The following is an 18,565-nucleotide window of genomic DNA, read 5'->3' on the forward strand; positions in this document are numbered from 1 at the left end:
CCAGCTTCCTCAAATATCCTCCCCTTCTTCCCGTTTCCCTAGAAACAGGTTTATGCGAAAAGGGAAAATTGTGAAGGGAACGCTGCTAATGGTCTTCCTGCTTTTAACCGGCTCTTGCATGCCACAGTTCTTTCATCGAAACAAGGGGAAGAGCATATCACATGGCAGTCCAGGAAAGGGTAGTTTAGAAAATGGATACCTAATAGACTACCGCCTTAAAAATGCCAAGTATTTCAGTTTAACCAGCTACTATGTTTTAGGCAATGGCTACCTCAACTCCAAAGTTTATTACACCTTAAAAGATGCTTATGCCGCCTGCGAGAAAACTTGTCCAGAGCGCAAATTCTACTATATGGAATGTTCCTCCCGTAAAGGAGGCAAACAACTAGTGCATCGCACGCATCGCAATGGTATGAGCGTTGATTTTATGGTCCCCTTAAAAAAGGGCAACAAAGCAGCTACCTTTTACGATCATTGGGGAGTCTGGCATTACCTCTTGAATTTCGATTCATCCGGAAAATTAAATCTGAACTCCAAGGTGGAGATTGATTTCGAAACCATGGCTAAGCATATTCTAGCCCTGGATAATGCCGCTAAAAAGAACGGATTAAAGATTAAAAAAGTGATTCTCAAGATTAATCTAAAAGATGATTTCTTCCGCAGTCCCACCGGAAAAGAAATAAAAAGAAGAGGCATTTACTTTGCCCAGGCTCTAAGTCCGGTGGTAGATAATCTACATGATGACCACTACCATATTGACTTCGCCCTGCGCTAATTAGCAAGGAAAATGCTATGTTTAGGGATGCCTAAATCCCCGCTGTTTATTATCCTGATTTGGATGGGAAGCCTATTTTCCGGTTTCGCACAAAAAACTCAGTTCTTTTATCTTGATGCTAGTGATACTACTAAAAATTCAGCGCTCTTAATCCTGCCCGAAAGGCCTGTTATTAAGGGTTTACTCATTCGAGACTATACCCGCCTACCCACATTAGATTCCTTAAAAGATAGTCCCTACCAATGGCGCGACCTGGCCCTAAATAGTGGATTGGCCATCCTCTACACCAGCAGCACGCAAGTATTCCCCGAGCTTTATCTCAAAGACCGTGGTTTGGAGGTGCTAGACAGTTTGCTGGGAAAAGTGCTTGCCAGCTACTCCTTTCCTGAAAACGCCCTGTTTATCGGTGGTATATCCGCTAGCGGTGCACGAGCCTTACGATATGTTCAATATTGTGCAGAAGGAAAATCGGCATTCAACATTCGAATACGCGCTGCCTTTGCGGTAGATGCGCCTTTAGATATGGAGCGCTTTTATCAATCGGCTCATTGGAATAAAAATAAGTTTAAAGCGGGTATGCTGTGGGAGGCGAATCTTATGCAGGAGCATTATGCTCGAGAAATGGGCTGCAGTCCTGCTGAATGTAGGGAGCACTATCGCAATGCTTCGGTGCATTCCTATAGTGATAGTACTTGCAGCCGTGATCAACTTCTTCTGGGAACCAGCCTCTTACTTATCCATGAGCCGGATATGGATTGGTGGTCGAATGAAAGAGGGGCCTCTTATTTTGATATTAATTCCTTCGACTTGCAAGGCTTATACACCTGTTTAATAAACCAAGGGCATTCGGACCTTGAAATTATCAGCAGCAGTGGAAAAGGCTTCGATAGCGAAGGGAATCGCAATTGCCATTCCTGGACCATTGTGGATGAAAACTATTTGATTGAATGGATTTTAGACCGATGCGAAAGCCCTTAATTTTATATTTCAGCTTACTGCTCCTTAGTTTGGGAGCAAATACTATCATGGCTCAGGCCTTAAGCAAGGATGAACTCCTAACCGATCTGCTGCAGCTAAAATCTTCGATAGAGGAATACCAGGTTACCTTATTTGAATTCCAGAGCCCTGATGTCTGGAATCAGAACTGTACAGAGCTCTTCAGTCAAATCAAAGAAGATTCCGCTCAAAGCTACTCACATCAAAAAGCCTTTTATTGGATAAGTCGCTTGACTAGTTTGGCAAATGAAGGTCATTATAGGCTTGGGAACTGGCAGGATACCGTGCACTCCGGCTTTCTGGCCAATCGTTATCTATACCTCCCAATTGCAGTTTGGATAATCGATGGCCGATTATATCTGCGAAAGGATTACTCTAAAGAACAATGCTTAATACGTGGCAGTGAAATCCTCTCAATCAATGGCTTAAGCAGCTCTGAAATAGTAGATAAACTGCGTAAATGCAACCCCGCTGATGCCAATATCCTAAGCTATAAAGATCGGGTGATTGAATCCGGGTTTAATTGGCAATACTATCTTTATGTAGATACGTCCAGCCTGGCTAAGATTCAATATCTGGATAATGATAGTATCCAAAGCTGCCAGATAAAGGCCCTTTGTAGGGATAGTCTTTTTGCCCAGGTGAATCGCCTAAATCCACCGGCAGAATCCAGCGCTGAGGACCGATTTTACTCTTTGAAATTTGAATCCAACACCGCCTGGCTAGAACTTCCCACTTTCGATCGAAATCGCATGGAGCAATTTAATATTGATCCGGATGACTTTTATGAAGCCATTTTTGATAGCATTAGAACCGCCCAAAGCGAACATCTGGTAATCGACCTAAGGGCTAACACCGGGGGCCGGAATGAAATGGTAGATGAGATTTTACCTTATCTCATCCATGGCGAGCTGAATGTTGACTTCTTGCGCAAATCCATTTCCTGGAAAGGAAAAGAGAAGAAGTATCGTTTTCCAAAGCGCGATAAAAACGCTTTTCAGGGTCAAATCTATGTGCTTATTGATGGTTTGAGTTTTTCCAATGGGAGTGTCTTGGCCAGACATCTCAAAGAATATAGTAATGCCATGATAATTGGTGAGGAAAGTGGTTCTCGTTATACTGGCTTTGCAGCTGGATCCCAAGAACAAATTACCTTGCAGAACAGCGGATTGCAGATAGGCATTCCCCGTTATTATCTTTTCTATGGATTAAACCTGAATCAAGAAAATAGCAATCAAGGTGTGATCCCACACATCCCGGTGAGATATAGATTAGAAGATCGATTAATGGAAAAGGATTTAGCCAGGGAAGTAGTTTTAGAGCAAATTAAAAAACGACAATAATGGGGGAAGTTAGTTTTAAACGCTTTAAAATTCTACTGATTCCCTATTCCGTGCTCCTTTTGGCATTTTATGCAACTTTTACATGGATTGCTCCGCAATTAGGAACTAGCTCAGTCTACGATCCTTTAAACTATATCTTGACTGGAATTCACTTTATCCTGCTGCTTCTTTTCCTTCGCCAGCAATGGCGGCCCGAATACTCCGTAAAACAAAAGATCAGTGGCAGCCTGGTACTTATCCTAATGGGACCTATCGGCTTTTGGATCTGGCTTGCATACCGAGGTAGACTTGCTTAATTTACTGGCGATGAAAGTACTACGCAACCTTATCCCCATTGTTTTAATCTTAGCTCTAAGTTTAAGTCTGCGACCGGTACGAGATTGGTTAGGAAATATCTTTCCTAAAAAGATTGAAAAACGGAGCTTAGCCCTGCAACCTTATGGCAATTTTGTTCCTGAATGGTCAGCCGAAATTAAAAGAAGCTTGGAGGCCACTTACCCTATGCGATTTCATCTTTTAGAGTCTAGAGATTTACCGGAAACGGCCTTTGTAAATATCAAGAGTCCTCGCTACCGAGCAGATTCCCTGCTTCGGGATTTAGCTCGCATTAAAGCGGATACCTTGGACCACATCCTTGGCTTATGCACTCGAGATATTTCCACCACCAAAAGAGATCGTCAAGGTCAGGTAAAGAAGCCTGAATCACGCTACGCAGACTGGGGTGTTTTTGGACTAGGTCAGCGCCCGGGAGTTGCGGCTATTGTTTCCAGCTTTCGCTTGATGCGGCCTCCCAAAGAGCTTTTCCTGGATCGATTAAAAAAGGTCAGCATCCATGAAGTAGGTCATAATTTAGGCTTGAAACACTGTGCAGAGCTCAACTGTGTTATGGCGGATGCCGCCGAAAGCCTTAGTACAGTAGACCAGGTTGGTTTTGAGCTCTGCAAGAAATGCAAACATGAAATTGGCCTTAAAGATTAATAGTATGCGCTTGAAAATAAGCCTTTGCCTATCACTGCTCTTCATAGGCCTTCATGCACAGAATCAGCCTCCTATGCTTTTTCAGATGTACTATCAAGGCTATGAGCGGATGCCCAATTTTCACTTTGTTTCATTAAGTGAGGCCTATTTCTCCCATTTAGAAAAAGAACCTCCAGTTATTGCGGAGGACTATTTAGAATATGCTGGGTTCAAGGAGCAGAACTACCATGTGCTTAGTGCTACTAATCGCAAGCTTTTCCTGGATCGTTGTGGTTTCAATGAAAAAGACTTTCTTTTTGTTTATGATCTGGATTCCAATATCACATTAAAATTCCCGCTTAGGAAACTCAAAGTATCGGCCTTCCTCAGTCTTTACTCAGGCGAAAATGATCAGCCCTTTCATGAATATGACTATGTGATAGGTTTGGAAATAGACTCCAATTTCCTGCCCTTAAGCTATAATGTGCATCAAAATAATTTTGCCATCATAGCCTCAGAGAACCCCTTTGAAAAAGCCAATACTGAAATCATGCAATTCACCGAAATGCCCTATGAGCATGTTCCCTTTGTGGATAGCTTAAGCCCCAAGGACAGCACTTCCCTCTTCTTCTTTAAATATAAATATGGCCCACTTCAAATTATTGCCATGGATAGAGGCGAAAAGTTCCGCCCGCATTACCGTCGACTTTTGGTCTATGATCTAAGACGCGGCGTTTATATCAATAGCCGCGAGTATTTCGACTCCGAAGGTAGTTCAGTAGCGCCCCTTAGTATTCAAGGTCGTAATTTTGGTGCCAACCAATGGGTAGGCCCCTTAATTAAAGGCCATGGTCCCATCCTATTTGGTTTCAGCTACCAGTCCTTTAGCTGTGTAAATTTAGAGTTTCTGGTACCTGGACAAATGCCGCTTCCTATATTATGCGACAATCGACATTAATACTGCTCTTAATTATCGGCGGCTTCCATTCTGGGCTTTCTGCCCAAGGCACGGTATTGAAAAAAAGTCAGGCACTGATCTATCAAAACCTATATGCTCAAGCATTTGCAGTGCTCGATCAAGCGGATTCTAAGAATCAGAACAGCGACATATTTGTAGCCAAACTGCATTTGATCTTGGATTTCCACTGCTATACAAAGGACTATCTTCATTTTGCCCTTTGCGATTTACACAGTGGCGAAAAAATGGATTCCTTACGAAGCATTCCTAAAGAAGATGGACTCATCTATTTCAAAGCCGACTCTATTGGGAAGGAACTATTGATCAAAGAACCCGGCAATATGCAGCTGCATTTAGCCATGGGCTATTTCTATCAGAAATTATTGGAGGCCAATCAAAAGGACTATATGCCAAGCTCCGCGGCACAAAGCCGCATGCAAATGCACTATGAATTGGCCGATCGGCAAGGCAGCCGCAATTATCAGTCGATGTACAGCCTGGGAATATTAGCCATGAAAGGCCTCGATTTTCAATCAGCCCTACCCTATTTGCAAAAGGCTATAGAACTAAAGCCCGATCATGCAGAATCGCAGGCAAACCTGGCCTATGCCCTATTGCAATTAAACAGACAGGAAGAAGCACGCCTGCATGCCGACCTGGCCCAGAAATATTTCGAGGATCCAATATTAAAGGCCGAAGCTGCCTCCATGATGGCACTCTCTTTTTTACAATCGGGAAAAGACAGCTTAGCCCTCAACTATTTCCGACAGGCTTATGCCACCAATCCGGATGAAATGCTCAGTCTTCGGAATATCTTACAATTGGAGAGAAAACTGGATAGCAACAGTTTTAAGCAAAGCCGATTCATTTATTTCAAAAAGGAGCCAAAAAGTACCACTACCTTCAAAGACTTATACAGTCTACATCCCAGTTTAAAGGAGAAAAAAGCCTTGCTCGCTTTCTATCAAGAACAATTAAAAACTGAGCAGGAGCCCGTAGTCCTGGCGAATTTACACCTCTTTAGTGCAGTACTTTTAAAGGACTTTGAAGAGGCAGACGCCATGCAGAAGGAACTGGCTTTGGCTCGCGAAATTTACCTTGAGGAATACCCTCCCGAGCATGATATTTTCGTTTTCATGCGTAGCTATTTCAGCCCTAAAAATTCCCAATGAAAAGTAGATTAGCCTTGGCTAAGATGGAGGACCTCCCGGCCATGAAAAGTTTATTTGAGGCCAGTATTCGCCAAACCTGCAACCAAGACTACAGTCCTGAAGAAATTGAGGCTTGGCTTTTAAGCTTAAAGAACAAGCAACGCTGGGAGGAGCTTATCCAAAACCAAATAGTTTGGCTGGCTCTAGTCGAAGCTGATTTAGCCGGTTTTTGCAGTTTAAAAGATGGACATTATTTGGACTTCCTTTATGTATTACCCGATCATCAAGGATTAGGCATTGCCAAGCAATTAGTTGCTGCTGCTATTGATGAAACCAGAAAGCTGGGGAATACTAAAATAAGCTCCGATATCAGTATCACGGCCAGACCCTTTATGGAAGCGCAAGGATGGAAGGTAATTCGGATGAATGAAAACCCGCGGGCTGATCAGACCTTGATCAATTACCGAATGGAATTGGAGCTCTAAGCTCAGATTAAAAGCATAAAAAAAGCCCCGGCTCAATGAAGAACCGGGACTTTCCCGTATTAACTATCTCTGTTTATTCAATAATTAAGCGGCGACTGATGCGCTTGCCTTCGCTACGGAGAATCACCATATAAACTCCCTTCGCTACAGAAGGTAAGCTGATTTGATGTTCGCTGTCGGAGCGGAGTTCAGCTTGCTCATAAATCACTTTACCAGCAAGATCAGTCACGGTAAGATCAAATGAAGATCCAGTATTTGGAAGCTCCAAATTAAACTGACCCTTGTTAGGGTTAGGATAGATTGCAATTTTAGAGTTTAACATCTCCTCTTCCAAAGAAATCCCCTGAACTACTACTGCTACAGTAGTATCATCAGTAGCACCACAACGGTCGGTAACCGTAAGGGTTACATTGTAAGTACCATTAGCTGCATAACTAGTATTGGTATTTACACCAGTACCTGTAGAGCCATTGTCGAAAGTCCAGTCGTAAGACACTGCATTGGTCGATGCAGAAGCATCAAAGCTCACATCGGCACTGGTCATGGTAACATTAGTAATCTGAGCGGTGAAAGACGCCCAAATAGGACCTACAGAATCAGTCTTAAGGGTAAATGGACCAGCATAAGCACTAGTATCAGAACCACAAGTATCAGCTACCCACACATCGAACTCGGTATTTAATGGTAAACCAGTAATATCGAATGGTGAAGTAACGATGCCTGTAAAGCTTCCCTGACCAGGTGTAAATCCACTAGGACCGTATTGGATGATAGATCCACCGCTATTAGAGGTCCAGTCTACTGATAAAGTATCACAGCCAGTTGCTGTAACATTTAAGGCAGTAGGTACCTGACATGCAACTGTAATTGCCTCGTAAACAAAATTATCTACATACACCTCATAGATGTCGGTGCCATGCACCAATGCAATGTTTTGCGCTGATCCAATTAAGGCAGGATCATTAAAATCATAAGTATAAGATTGATATACTCCGGCAGTAGTAGTTGTGATTGTATCTACGATTCGTAAGCTTCCGGCATCATAAGGATTGTCGAGTAATCCTACGAATAAGCTTTCAACTGTACTTTCAAAAGCTACTTCGAAAGAAATGCGATTTAAACCTGTACCTAAATCACTAAAGGTTGGACTTACTAAAATCGCTGTATCACCGGCAGTAAAATTACCATCATTTAACTCTACGGCATTTGGAGCACTAGGGGCATTGGCTACACCAAAGTCTGGTACATCCACTAATTCAATATCACTTGCCCCAGGGCCAATTACCGTCCAACAAGGAATACCATCAAATGGATCTTGCGCAGGCGCCGAATCAAAGTTTTGACTGTAAGGCGCGGTCATAGGCAAACATTGAGTAGTAAAGCATTCTGGTCCGATAGTATCTGAGAAACCATTTGCACATTCCTCTACGATATAGAAACAATACCTGGTAGAAGGAGTGAGATTCGAGAAGATAATGGAATCAGCAGCTGTCGGATTTAAGACAGTACCATTTGCTGGAGACTGTCCTGCGGTAGTTAGAATTATATCTGTACTTAGGATTACTGCACTACCAGGAGTCCAATGCCCAACGGCGCCAGTGGTAGAAATACCATTTACAGCTAAACCTGTTGGATTAGCACAAGCACGAGGGGTACGTACTTCGAAGTTATCAATAAACCAATCGGTATCCTCAGGGTCATCAACGGTAGATCCCGCATAGAAGCCAAACTTCACATAGCCAGAATACCCGCTTAAGGGAAGGATAATGTGCTCGCCCGTGCTATCAATAGTATCATTGGCTGTTTTCAGCCAAATAATATTGGCATCAGACCAACTTAGACCATTATCAGTGGAAATAACTAAGGCTAGGGAATCATCTGAACCAAAATAGCCTTGAGCAGTACTTGCATAATCAGTTACCGCAGCATCAAATTCAACTTGAAGGTTGGTGATAGCTGGATCCAAGTAAATACTTGGGCTGATTAACCATTCGTACTGACCATCATAAAAAATATTCACTCTTTGACTACTGCTATTGCTGGTATTATTACCATAGTCATCAGCGCCCCATGAGGATGAAGTGCTGGTAAAGTTTGTAGTACTGCTTAGTTGACCATCAGCCTCTTGCCAACCACCATTGTTAAATGAGAAGGCATCGAAATTATCGAGGAAATTGGTATTGTAAGCGGTAGTGAAAGAAATAGGTCCTACCCAATCACTTACATCACCTAATCCACAACTATCTCGAACGTAGGCCTCATAGGTTGTTCCTGCATTAAGACTAGTAGCTGTATAGGAGTTGGTGCTAACATTCACAATATTACTTGGGGCTGGGCTAAAGCCAGGAGCACCAATCGCTAAATTAAAGTTGCTGGCACCACCACCGGTCCAATCTAAATCTACTTGGCTTAATTGACTATTAGACGCATTCAAAGCGGATGGATCAGGACAAGTGGGTGGAGTACAGAATGAGTAGGGTCCAGTCCAAACACTTGAGTCACCAGGACCACAAATGGATCGTACTAAATATTCATAGCAGCTCAATCCGCTTAAAGTATCAACCAATAAGGTGTCTGAGCTTAGTATAACTTGAGATCCTGCGGTAGTTTGCGTTCCCTGGTAAAAACCTTGAGGGCCAAACCAAACTTGATAAGAGCTACCGTTTCCTGATACATCATCCCACTTCAAAATACTTTCCCAGGCAGTAGTAGCACTATCACGTAGGTTTTGTACTTGAGGACAAGGAGGTACCGCTTCAACATTGAAGTCATTAATGAATAGGTCGGGGCCAAAATCAGTAATACCTTGAATTTCGATTACCACATCATTTCCTGTATATACAGCAGGATCTAAAAGAAGAATTTCCTCAATAAAGTTACCTGCAGTAGTACCACCAGCAGTTGGATCATCAAAAGTCGAACCCTTCAAGTTTAATATAGTATCCCAAACTCCTGATCCGTTTAAGCTTAATGCACGCACTAAAAGCTGGTCATCAGGATAGAAAGAATCATAACTATGAGACCAATAGAATCGCACTTGAGCATCCTGACTAATATTAATTGGACGGGAGCTGATAACAGCCCTACCGGTAGAATTCCAATAGAAGTTAGCATAAGCGTAACGATCTGGACTAGATCCTGATGGCTCCCAATTGAAACCTGCACTTGCTGTTGAATCCCAGCAGCTTAAGGGCCAAACTTCAAAGTCCTCTATATAGGGTAAAGAAGCGGAAGTACAGGTAGTATTTGCAGCAAATGGTCCAATAGTTTGACTAAAAGAACCACCGGCACAGGTATCGGTTAGATAAAACTCATACGGAGAATTGGTGTTTAATCCAGTAGCAGTATAGAAAGTATCGGTAGTGCTAGCAAATGTTCCACTTCCGGGGCTAAATCCTGCTGGACCATATTCAATGCCAAAGCTGGTACCTTGACCTGCATCCCAATTGATAGTGATACTATCTGAATAAGCTGCAATTAGACCAAGATTTGAACTAGTGTTGCAAAGCTCCTCTTGAATGGAAAAATTATCAACTGCCCAGTACCAATCATAATAGGCGGTATAATGGAATCGAACTTGCAGATTGGCATTGGCGTAAGAAGTTAAATCGATACGTTGGTGGTTAGGATTGGACCAGGCCCCAATCGTAGAATTTTGAGATAAAACGGTTACCCAATTGGTTCCATCATAAACTTCTACATATCCATTATCACTACTGTACCAAAGGTAGTATTGATCAAATTCTAATATTAAGCTTCCTGTAATTGCAGAAGCATCAATAACCGGAGAAATAAGATATTCATCCATTGATGTACTACCTGCACCATCGCTATTAACAAAGGCAAATCCTGGATTTCCATCCAAATCACTACCAGAGTAGTCTGCGGTCCAGGTCCAAGTATCAGCGCTACCCGCACTATCTGCTACGGTAAAGCAACCTAAACTGCCGTTAAAGTCCTCTGAATATGGTAATGATTGTGCTAAACAGGGTAATTGCACTTTTATTGGACCAAGCCATTGACTATTACCACCACTGCAAATACGACGTAAATAAACATCGTAAAGTGCACCAGCTGTTAAACCGCTAATACCGTACATACCAGTATTAGAGGTGTCTAAATTCTGTGCTGTTGACGTAGCTTGATTAAAACCTGCAGGTCCCCAATTGATAATTACATCATCGCCGGTAACACCACTCCAATAAACATCAAAACCAGCGGTTGTAATGTTATGAATAGAATCTAAAACAGGAGACGGGCAAGCTGGAGGAGTAAAGCTATAAACTTCATCTGTTACCACAGTATCTAAACTGGCATACTCGCTAGAATTTGAAACTTTTGGATTTGCAGTACCTACATCATATACGGATAAAAAGCTGCTGGCTCCTGAAAGCCCGATTGAGGCATCTGGTCCGGTGATACAAGAGTCACATTCCCAACGATAATGAAATTCAACCACATTAGTTGATTCATATAACTTTACTTGAAAGGAAACAACAGAATCGGATGCATTCCAGCTCCACTCCCAATCTCTCCATTCAAAGGTAAAAACCCGATTAGGAGCGGAACCCGTGGTTTCATATAATGCGGCAGATGTACTTGCCTTTCCATCATGATCATCCCATAATGGCGCTACTAATGGTCTTCGGGAAGAAGAGCCATTATCCAAATCATTTCCGGAGGTAGAGGCAGCACCTTTAATAAAGGAAATGAAACCATCTGAAGCAGCCGATACAGTATCGTAGCTTACACCTTCAAAGGTAAAATTGAAACCGATGGGTACATCGGCACTAGCGTTATCAGCGAGAATTGCCGATAGGGAATTTGCTGAAGGTCCTAGTTCCTGATAAGTGGAACTAGAAACCGAAAACGAATAATTAGCCGCTTGTTGCGACCAAATCAATCCAGGCGTAAAAAATAAAAAGGCCCAGACCAAACGTAGTTTGTTCTTCATCTTAGGATTCTTGGTTAGTAAATAAGGGTTAGTAATTGGTAAACTAACACAATAAAAACCAAGGATCAAAAGGAATTAAACCGCGCTTTTTCAAGAATAACTTGAATTTGTCATTTCTTGCTCTATTGTCGATTTACCCAACCTTTTTGAATTTCACACCAACAAATCAGCATTTCAAACTCACCTTTCCTGAAATTGAGTGCCTTAGAGATTTTGCTTAATCCAAATAATTGAAGGCATTAGAGAAATTAAAAAAGTCATTAAACACAGAAATATAACAACAATTAAAAATCGCCAATAATAAACTTCAGGTAAAAAACCCATCTAGCTTACTGATTACTAAGCTCCTAGCCCTCCTTAACATTTAGTTTACAATGAGACGTGATGAATTACTGATATCGTAATAGGAATAAATTAAAAAAAGTGGCGATTTTCCGTAATAATTTCCGGTGCATAGGGAATCAGTTTGCTGATCAGCTCCCATTTAAGCAAGTATGAACAAAGAAAAACCCCGACTTCCAAGTGGAAATCGGGGTCAAATATGAAGTTCGAATCTATATCTTAAGCTTGTTCAGCTACAACTTCGAAGTTGAATTCTACATTCACCTCACGATGCAAACGGATGTGTGCAATATAAGGACCGGTAGCCTTAACAGTACCACCTTGGATTTGAATGTATTTACGATCGATGCTATGACCATTTTTAGCCAATTCATCAGCCAGGTCTGCATTGTTCAAGGAACCGAACAATTTGTTACCCTTACCAACTTTAGCGATCATTTTGATCTCTAAGCCGTTCAGGCCTTCAGCAGTTTTCTTCGCATCTTCGATAGCCTTAGCTTCTTTGTGCATGCGCTGCTTAATGTTCTCAGCTAAAACCTTCTTTGCAGATGGAGTAGCTAATTCGGCATATCCTTGAGGAATTAGGAAATTACGACCGTAACCGTTTTTCACAGTTACTACATCGTCTTTATAACCTAAATGCTCTACGTCTTGTTTCAGAATTACATCCATGGTTCCGGCTTATTTAAGGTTATCGGTAACGTATGGCAAGATGGCCAAGTGACGGGCACGCTTAATAGCGGTAGAAACTTTACGCTGATACTTCAAAGAAGTACCGGTAATACGACGAGGAAGGATTTTACCTTGCTCATTCAAAAACTGAGCGAGGAAATCGGGATCCTTATAATCCACGTATTTGATACCGTAACGACGGAAACGACAAAACTTTTCGCGCTTGCCAGTATCAATTTTCAGGGGTTGTAAGTAACGAATTTCGGATTGGTTTGATCCGGTATCCAATTCTGCCATGATCTAAATCTTTTAAGCGTTTTGCAATTTCTGACGACGCACCTTGGCATAATCCACATGGTGCTTGTCCATTCTAACATTCAAAAAACGGATAATGCGTTCATCACGTTTCATCTCTACTTCAAGTGGAGTGATAATTTCACCCTCAGCTTGGAATTCCATCAAATGGTAGAAACCACTGCGCTTGCTCTGAATTGGATAAGCGAGTTTCTTAAGGCCCCAGTTTTCTAGGTGCAGGACCTTACCACCCTTGGCTTCAATAAAGCCTTTGAATTTTTCTACCGTTTCCCTTACCTGTTCTTCAGATAAGACGGGATGCATGATGAAAACGGATTCGTATTGATTCATCTGTTAAACAATTAAAAATTAAACCTTTAAAACCTTCGTTAAAAAGGACGGCAAAAGTAAGGAAAAGGAGGTAAATATTAGGAACTAAGCTCAAATTAATTATAGATGCTAATTCTGCTCAGCGGAAATTGGTTTTCCCGACCCTATATAATGATGCAAATCTAAGCTCTGTCCAGCCTTGATCACAATCCGAGAAGAAATCTGAATCCAAGTTGCAACCAAAATCTTCAAGCTGCTATCTTTGCCCCCTATGGAGAATTACATTGTATCGGCACGAAAATACCGCCCTCAGGCTTTTGAGGAGGTGGTGGGCCAGTCCCATGTGACCAATACTTTGCATAAAGCGATTGAAAGTAATCATCTGGCTCAAGCCTTATTATTCACCGGTCCTCGTGGTGTAGGAAAAACAACCTCGGCGCGGATTCTGGCTCGAATGATTAATTCCGATGCGGAAACGACGGCTGATCAAGATTTCTCCTTTAATATCTTCGAACTCGATGCTGCCTCCAATAACTCGGTAGATGACATTCGTAACCTAATTGATCAGGTACGCTTTGCTCCTCAGGTTGGTCGCTATAAGGTGTACATTATCGATGAGGTGCACATGCTCTCTCAACAGGCCTTCAATGCTTTTCTGAAGACCTTGGAAGAACCCCCCAAGCATGCCATCTTTATCCTAGCTACCACCGAAAAGCATAAAATTATCCCTACCATTCTCAGCCGTTGTCAGATTTATGACTTCAAGCGAATTTCGGTAGAAGATATCGCCGCTCATTTGCAAAATGTAGCCGCTAAAGAAGGGGTTACTGCCGATGATTCAGCTTTGCGGATTATCGCCCAAAAAGCCGACGGCGCCCTGCGAGATGCTCTTTCCATTTTTGATCGCATCGTATCCTTCTCTGGTGAGCATGTGAGCTATCAGGATGTAATCGAAAACCTGCGCATCCTTGATTATGATTATTACTTCCGCACAATCGATTTGGTTCGGGCCGGAAATCAAGCGGGTTTATTGAATCTCTTTAATGAGATTCTCGAAAATGGTTTTGATGGTCACCTCTATATTAATGGCTTAGCTTCTCATTGTCGTGATTTACTGGTTTGCCAGGATCCCGCAACCTTCTCCCTTTTAGAAGTGGGGGCCGAAGTGCAGCAGCGCTATCAACAACAAGCACAAGAAGTAAACAGTCGCTTTTTATTAGCGGCCCTTAAAGTGCTAGCTGAAGCCGATGTCCGCTACAAAAACAGCAATAACAGTCGCTTATTAGTGGAATTGGCTTTAATGGATATTATGCAAATCTGGCATAAAGCCGAAGCCCACACCGCAGCAGGCGGTGAAAAAAAAAAGCCTGATTTAAGCAGCCAAGCAGTCCCGCGGCCAGAGCCTGCTCCTTCAAAACCTATTGAAGTTCAAAAAGCTGCTCCAGCACCCGACATGCCAGTTCCTCAGTCGGAAGAGCCCTCCAGACCACTGGATAATAAAATCGCCAGCCCACCTTCTGATCCAGCGCCAGAAACTCCAAAAGCCATTGTAAACCCTGAGCCGTCGACTCCAGAACCTGCTCCTGCAAGACCTAATAAACTTCAGAAAAAAAGAGGCTCCTCCTTCTCCATTTCTCAAGCTTTAAAAGGCGAAGGGCCGGATCAACAGCAAAATGAGGAAGAGGAAGAAGAAGATCTGGATCGTCCCGTTGATGGCAAACCACAACAAGCATTTAATCAGGAGCAGCTACAGCAAGTATGGAATGCCTTTGTAGAAAAAGTACGGGCCGAAGGTCAAAAGGTAGTGGTGGCCACCTTAGCTGAAAAAGAGCTGAAAATCAAGGATAACTTTGAAGTGGAGGTAACTCTGGACAATAATATTCAGGCTCAAAAATTCCAGGAAATAAAAAGAGACCTGCTCTACCATTGTCGGGAGAAGCTTCAAAACTTTGGTTTATTCTTTAGTTTAAGGATTGAAAAAGGCAGTCAAAAACTAGATCCCTATTCCGCCCCTGAGAAATATCAATACCTGCTCGAGAAAAATCCTCACCTCGCTAAGTTGCGTGAAGATTTAGGATTGGATATTGAATAATTCCAAATCTCACCACAGTCAAGCATTACAAGCCAGACCCAAAATTTCTGCCTAAAAACTATTCTAAATTAGCGCAGTATACAGTCATTACAGGTCTTAAATGATCTCCAATTTCCTATTTTTGTGGCCCTTAAGAATTTGAGCTAGTTGTATTCTCAACCACCAAGTTCTAACTCGCTTAATATCAAACATTAAGATATAAATTCAATTATATGAGTAATCCACACAAGATCCTCTACACCCTCACCGATGAGGCTCCGGCCCTAGCCACCCGCTCCTTTTTACCCATTGTACAAAGCTTTACCCAACCTGCGGGTATTGAGGTGGAAACCAGAGATATTTCACTTGCAGCAAGGATCTTAGCCGTGGTTCCAGAATACTTAAGTGAAGAGCAAAAAATTTCGGATACCCTGGCAGAATTAGGTGCCATTGCCAAAACTCCAGAAGCCAATATCATCAAATTGCCGAATATCAGTGCTTCTTTACCTCAGCTTAAAGCGGCCATCAAAGAATTACAGGAGCAAGGCTATGCCATTCCTGATTATCCGGATCAAGCAAATACCGATGAAGAGCGTGATATTCAAGCGCGTTACGACAAAGTAAAAGGTAGTGCGGTAAACCCCGTATTACGCGAAGGAAACTCCGATCGTCGTGCTCCCAAAGCCGTTAAAGAATTTGCTCGCAAACATCCCCACTCCATGGGTGCTTGGTCTGCCGATTCGCTTTCCCACGTTGCCAGCATGGATGAAGGTGACTTCTTTGGTAGTGAAAAATCAACTACCCTGCCAGCTGCCACCACTGTTAAAATCGTTCAGAAATTAGCGGATGGTTCTGAGAAAGTATGGAAGTCAGGCTTAGCCCTTCAAGAAGGCGAAGTAATTGACGCCTCCTTTATGAGTGCTAAATCTTTGGAAGCATTTATCGATAAGGAAATTGCCGATGCTAAAGCCAAAGGCGTTCTCTTTTCAGTGCATATGAAAGCTACTATGATGAAGGTTTCGGATCCAGTGATTTTCGGATTTTTCGTGAAAGCCTTCTTCAAGCCTGTTTTTGAAAAATATGAAGAAATCTTCGCTCAATTAGGCATTAGCCCCAGCAGTGGTATGACACCAATTCTGGATAAAATTGCCACTTTGCCCGAAGCTGAGCGCAAAGCAATTGAAGCAGATATCGAGGCCTGCTATGCAAATGGTCCCGACCTAGCTATGGTGAATTCTCATCGTGGTATCACCAATCTTCATATGCCTAACGATGTGATTATCGATGCTTCTATGCCTGCGATGATTCGCACTTCCGGCCGCATGTGGAACAAGCAAGACGAAACTCAGGATACTAAAGCTTGTATTCCAGATCGCAGCTATGCTCGTCTTTATGAAGAAACCATCAACTTCTGCAAGGAAAATGGTGCCTTCGATCCTACTACCATGGGTAGTGTGAGCAATGTGGGCTTAATGGCTCAGAAAGCTGAAGAATACGGTTCTCATGATAAGACCTTTATTTTAGATCAAGCCGGAACCATGATGGTGGTAGATGCCGATGGCAATACCTTATTAAGTCATGAAGTTGAAGCCGGTGATATTTGGCGTATGTGCCAGGTTAAAGATGCCCCGGTGCGTGATTGGGTGAAATTAGCTGTTAACCGTGCTCGTGCTACTGGAAACCCTGCGGTATTCTGGTTAGATGAAGAGCGTGCCCACGACCGTGAGTTGATTAAAAAGGTAAATACCTATTTGAAAGATCACGATACTACTGGCTTAGAACTACCCATTATGAGTGTAACTGAAGCCACTCGTTATAGCTGTCAACGTACCAAGGATGGTTTAGATACCATTTCTGTTACTGGTAATGTTTTACGCGATTACCTTACTGACCTCTTCCCTATTTTGGAAGTAGGTACCAGTGCTAAAATGCTCAGCATTGTTCCCTTAATGAATGGTGGCGGTTTATTTGAAACCGGAGCCGGTGGTTCTGCCCCTAAACATGTGGAGCAATTTGTAGAAGAAAATCACCTTCGTTGGGATTCATTGGGTGAGTTCCTCGCTTTGGCTGCTTCTTTAGAGCATTTAGCAGAAGTAGGATCTAATCCTAAAGCTAAAGTTATTGCTGAAGCTTTGGATGTTGCTAATACCCATTACCTCAACAATAATAAAGGCCCTTCCCGTAAGGTGAATGAAATTGACAACCGTGGTAGTCATTTTTACCTGGCGCAATACTGGGCACGTGCTTTGGCCAATCAAGATAAAGATGCCGAGCTGAAAGCCATCTTTACTCCGGTTGCAGATAAATTAGAGGCGCAGGAAGCGCAGATTATCAAAGAATTAACCGAAGTACAAGGCAAAGCAGTTAACATCGCTGGATATTTCCATCCTACCGAGAAATTGGTAAGCGATGCGATGCGTCCTAGTGCTAGCTTAAATGCCATTATTGGCTAGGTGAAGCAAAAGGGCAAAATATTCCTGTTCCTGCTCCTTAGCTGGACGGTGAACAGTAGTTTTTTACGAATTCCACAATTTGAAAAAGCGGACCTGCTGGGTGATATCGATCCCAGTAGGCACCGCGATTTCGACAAAGTCCGCTCCAAATATTGCAATAAAGAATCCTACCTCCGCGAGGAAGTATATGATGCTTTTAAGGATATGTGGGCTGCTGCCCAAGCGGATGGAATTTCCCTGACAATTATTTCTGCTACTCGCAATCGCAGCTATCAGAAAGGAATTTGGAACCGGAAATGGTTAAGCTTTGGTGGTGATGAGTCTGATCGAGCGGAGCGCATTCTACAATATAGTTCCATGCCTGGTACCAGCCGACATCATTGGGGTACCGACCTCGATTTAAATGCTTTGGAAAATAGCTATTTCGAAAGCGGAGAAGGTGCCCAAATTTACGCCTGGCTTCAAGCCCACGCTGCTGATTTTGGCTTTTACCAACCTTATACCCGCTTTAACCCTTATCGAGATGCAGGCTATCGCGAAGAAAAATGGCATTGGTCTTATTTTCCTACGGCCGCTCGTATTCAAAGGGCCTATCGATTAGAAATTGACTATTCTCAATTAAAAGGCTTCATGGGCGACACTTATGCTGAAAAGCTAGATGTAATCAATAATTACGTGATGGGCGTGGCCGCCTGGCCTGATAAAGCCCCCTATTAAGCTATCCATATAGCGAACTTCTAAGGAAAATTTGGACTAATCCCGCCGAAAGTCGCATTCACACACA

15 protein-coding genes are annotated in these 18,565 nt (G+C 42.7%); 11 read left to right on the plus strand and 4 right to left on the minus strand.

The features are described from left to right. Window positions 1–52 precede the first annotated feature (52 nt). From H4K34_RS02345 to H4K34_RS02380, 8 genes are all read left to right on the plus strand, one after another. Entirely contained in the window at window positions 53–775 is a 723-nt protein-coding gene (locus tag H4K34_RS02345) for a hypothetical protein (RefSeq protein WP_210759231.1), read from the plus strand. A 63-nt stretch (window positions 776–838) separates the two neighbouring features. Further along, window positions 839–1,753: a hypothetical protein gene (locus H4K34_RS02350; protein ID WP_210759232.1), complete on the plus strand. Its 915-nt coding sequence runs from the start codon at window positions 839–841 to the stop codon at window positions 1,751–1,753. Continuing rightward, window positions 1,738–3,114 carry a S41 family peptidase gene (locus tag H4K34_RS02355; protein ID WP_210759233.1) on the plus strand — a complete coding sequence of 459 codons (1,377 nt, stop codon included), beginning with the start codon at window positions 1,738–1,740 and terminating at the stop codon, window positions 3,112–3,114. Before H4K34_RS02350 ends, H4K34_RS02355 begins: the two co-directional genes overlap by 16 nt. Then, window positions 3,114–3,410 carry a hypothetical protein gene (locus H4K34_RS02360; protein ID WP_210759234.1) on the plus strand — a complete coding sequence of 99 codons (297 nt, stop codon included), beginning with the start codon at window positions 3,114–3,116 and terminating at the stop codon, window positions 3,408–3,410. The genes H4K34_RS02355 and H4K34_RS02360 overlap by 1 nt, the downstream gene beginning before the upstream one ends. A 10-nt stretch (window positions 3,411–3,420) precedes the next feature. Continuing rightward, window positions 3,421–4,092, plus strand: a complete 672-nt coding sequence (locus tag H4K34_RS02365) for a zinc-dependent metalloprotease (protein WP_210759235.1) — start codon at window positions 3,421–3,423, stop codon at window positions 4,090–4,092. Beyond that, a complete protein-coding gene (locus tag H4K34_RS02370; RefSeq protein WP_210759236.1) occupies window positions 4,070–5,029 on the plus strand; it encodes a hypothetical protein in 960 nt (319 codons plus the stop codon). The genes H4K34_RS02365 and H4K34_RS02370 overlap by 23 nt, the downstream gene beginning before the upstream one ends. Beyond that, a complete protein-coding gene (locus tag H4K34_RS02375) occupies window positions 5,011–6,201 on the plus strand; it encodes a tetratricopeptide repeat protein (protein WP_210759237.1) in 1,191 nt (396 codons plus the stop codon). The genes H4K34_RS02370 and H4K34_RS02375 overlap by 19 nt, the downstream gene beginning before the upstream one ends. After that, window positions 6,198–6,665, plus strand: a complete 468-nt coding sequence (locus H4K34_RS02380) for a GNAT family N-acetyltransferase (RefSeq protein WP_210759238.1) — start codon at window positions 6,198–6,200, stop codon at window positions 6,663–6,665. The genes H4K34_RS02375 and H4K34_RS02380 overlap by 4 nt, the downstream gene beginning before the upstream one ends. Before the next feature lie 73 nt (window positions 6,666–6,738). Here H4K34_RS02380 and H4K34_RS02385 read toward each other — a convergent pair whose 3' ends face one another. From H4K34_RS02385 to rpsF, 4 genes are all read right to left on the minus strand, one after another. Next, window positions 6,739–11,619, minus strand: a complete 4,881-nt coding sequence (locus tag H4K34_RS02385; RefSeq protein ID WP_210759239.1) for a PKD domain-containing protein — start codon at window positions 11,617–11,619, stop codon at window positions 6,739–6,741. A 561-nt stretch (window positions 11,620–12,180) separates the two neighbouring features. Next, complete coding sequence (gene rplI / locus H4K34_RS02390; protein ID WP_210759240.1) at window positions 12,181–12,633, minus strand: 50S ribosomal protein L9; 453 nt, start codon at window positions 12,631–12,633, stop codon at window positions 12,181–12,183. A 9-nt stretch (window positions 12,634–12,642) separates the two neighbouring features. After that, a complete protein-coding gene (gene rpsR / locus H4K34_RS02395; RefSeq protein ID WP_210759241.1) occupies window positions 12,643–12,930 on the minus strand; it encodes a 30S ribosomal protein S18 in 288 nt (95 codons plus the stop codon). Window positions 12,931–12,942: 12 nt separating this feature from the next. After that, window positions 12,943–13,278, minus strand: a complete 336-nt coding sequence (rpsF, locus tag H4K34_RS02400) for a 30S ribosomal protein S6 (RefSeq protein ID WP_210759242.1) — start codon at window positions 13,276–13,278, stop codon at window positions 12,943–12,945. Between the two features lie 250 nt (window positions 13,279–13,528). On the opposite strand from rpsF, the gene H4K34_RS02405 reads away from it, so the two are divergent. The 3 genes from H4K34_RS02405 to H4K34_RS02415 all read left to right on the plus strand — a co-directional run bounded on the left by H4K34_RS02405 (window position 13,529) and on the right by H4K34_RS02415 (window position 18,498). Continuing rightward, the gene (locus tag H4K34_RS02405) at window positions 13,529–15,349 is read left to right on the plus strand and encodes a DNA polymerase III subunit gamma/tau (RefSeq protein WP_210759243.1); all 1,821 of its coding nucleotides are present in this window, start codon (window positions 13,529–13,531) and stop codon (window positions 15,347–15,349) included. Window positions 15,350–15,561: 212 nt separating this feature from the next. Next, window positions 15,562–17,781 carry an NADP-dependent isocitrate dehydrogenase gene (locus H4K34_RS02410; RefSeq protein WP_210759244.1) on the plus strand — a complete coding sequence of 740 codons (2,220 nt, stop codon included), beginning with the start codon at window positions 15,562–15,564 and terminating at the stop codon, window positions 17,779–17,781. Next, window positions 17,782–18,498 carry a M15 family metallopeptidase gene (locus tag H4K34_RS02415; protein WP_210759245.1) on the plus strand — a complete coding sequence of 239 codons (717 nt, stop codon included), beginning with the start codon at window positions 17,782–17,784 and terminating at the stop codon, window positions 18,496–18,498. Window positions 18,499–18,565 lie beyond the last annotated feature (67 nt).

The organism is Croceimicrobium hydrocarbonivorans, assembly GCF_014524565.1.
Taxonomy (GTDB): domain Bacteria; phylum Bacteroidota; class Bacteroidia; order Flavobacteriales; family Schleiferiaceae; genus Croceimicrobium; species Croceimicrobium hydrocarbonivorans.

Coding starts and splice junctions, on each gene's coding strand:
- H4K34_RS02365 (WP_210759235.1), top strand. CDS start 3,421: ATGAAAGTACTACGCAACCTTATCCCCATTGTTTTAATCTTAGCTCTA.
- H4K34_RS02360 (WP_210759234.1), top strand. CDS start 3,114: ATGGGGGAAGTTAGTTTTAAACGCTTTAAAATTCTACTGATTCCCTAT.
- H4K34_RS02410 (WP_210759244.1), top strand. CDS start 15,562: ATGAGTAATCCACACAAGATCCTCTACACCCTCACCGATGAGGCTCCG.
- H4K34_RS02385 (WP_210759239.1), bottom strand. CDS start 11,619: ATGAAGAACAAACTACGTTTGGTCTGGGCCTTTTTATTTTTTACGCCT.
- rplI (WP_210759240.1), bottom strand. CDS start 12,633: ATGGATGTAATTCTGAAACAAGACGTAGAGCATTTAGGTTATAAAGAC.
- H4K34_RS02355 (WP_210759233.1), top strand. CDS start 1,738: ATGCGAAAGCCCTTAATTTTATATTTCAGCTTACTGCTCCTTAGTTTG.
- H4K34_RS02380 (WP_210759238.1), top strand. CDS start 6,198: ATGAAAAGTAGATTAGCCTTGGCTAAGATGGAGGACCTCCCGGCCATG.
- H4K34_RS02405 (WP_210759243.1), top strand. CDS start 13,529: ATGGAGAATTACATTGTATCGGCACGAAAATACCGCCCTCAGGCTTTT.
- H4K34_RS02370 (WP_210759236.1), top strand. CDS start 4,070: ATGAAATTGGCCTTAAAGATTAATAGTATGCGCTTGAAAATAAGCCTT.
- rpsR (WP_210759241.1), bottom strand. CDS start 12,930: ATGGCAGAATTGGATACCGGATCAAACCAATCCGAAATTCGTTACTTA.
- H4K34_RS02350 (WP_210759232.1), top strand. CDS start 839: ATGGGAAGCCTATTTTCCGGTTTCGCACAAAAAACTCAGTTCTTTTAT.
- rpsF (WP_210759242.1), bottom strand. CDS start 13,278: ATGAATCAATACGAATCCGTTTTCATCATGCATCCCGTCTTATCTGAA.
- H4K34_RS02345 (WP_210759231.1), top strand. CDS start 53: ATGCGAAAAGGGAAAATTGTGAAGGGAACGCTGCTAATGGTCTTCCTG.
- H4K34_RS02375 (WP_210759237.1), top strand. CDS start 5,011: ATGCGACAATCGACATTAATACTGCTCTTAATTATCGGCGGCTTCCAT.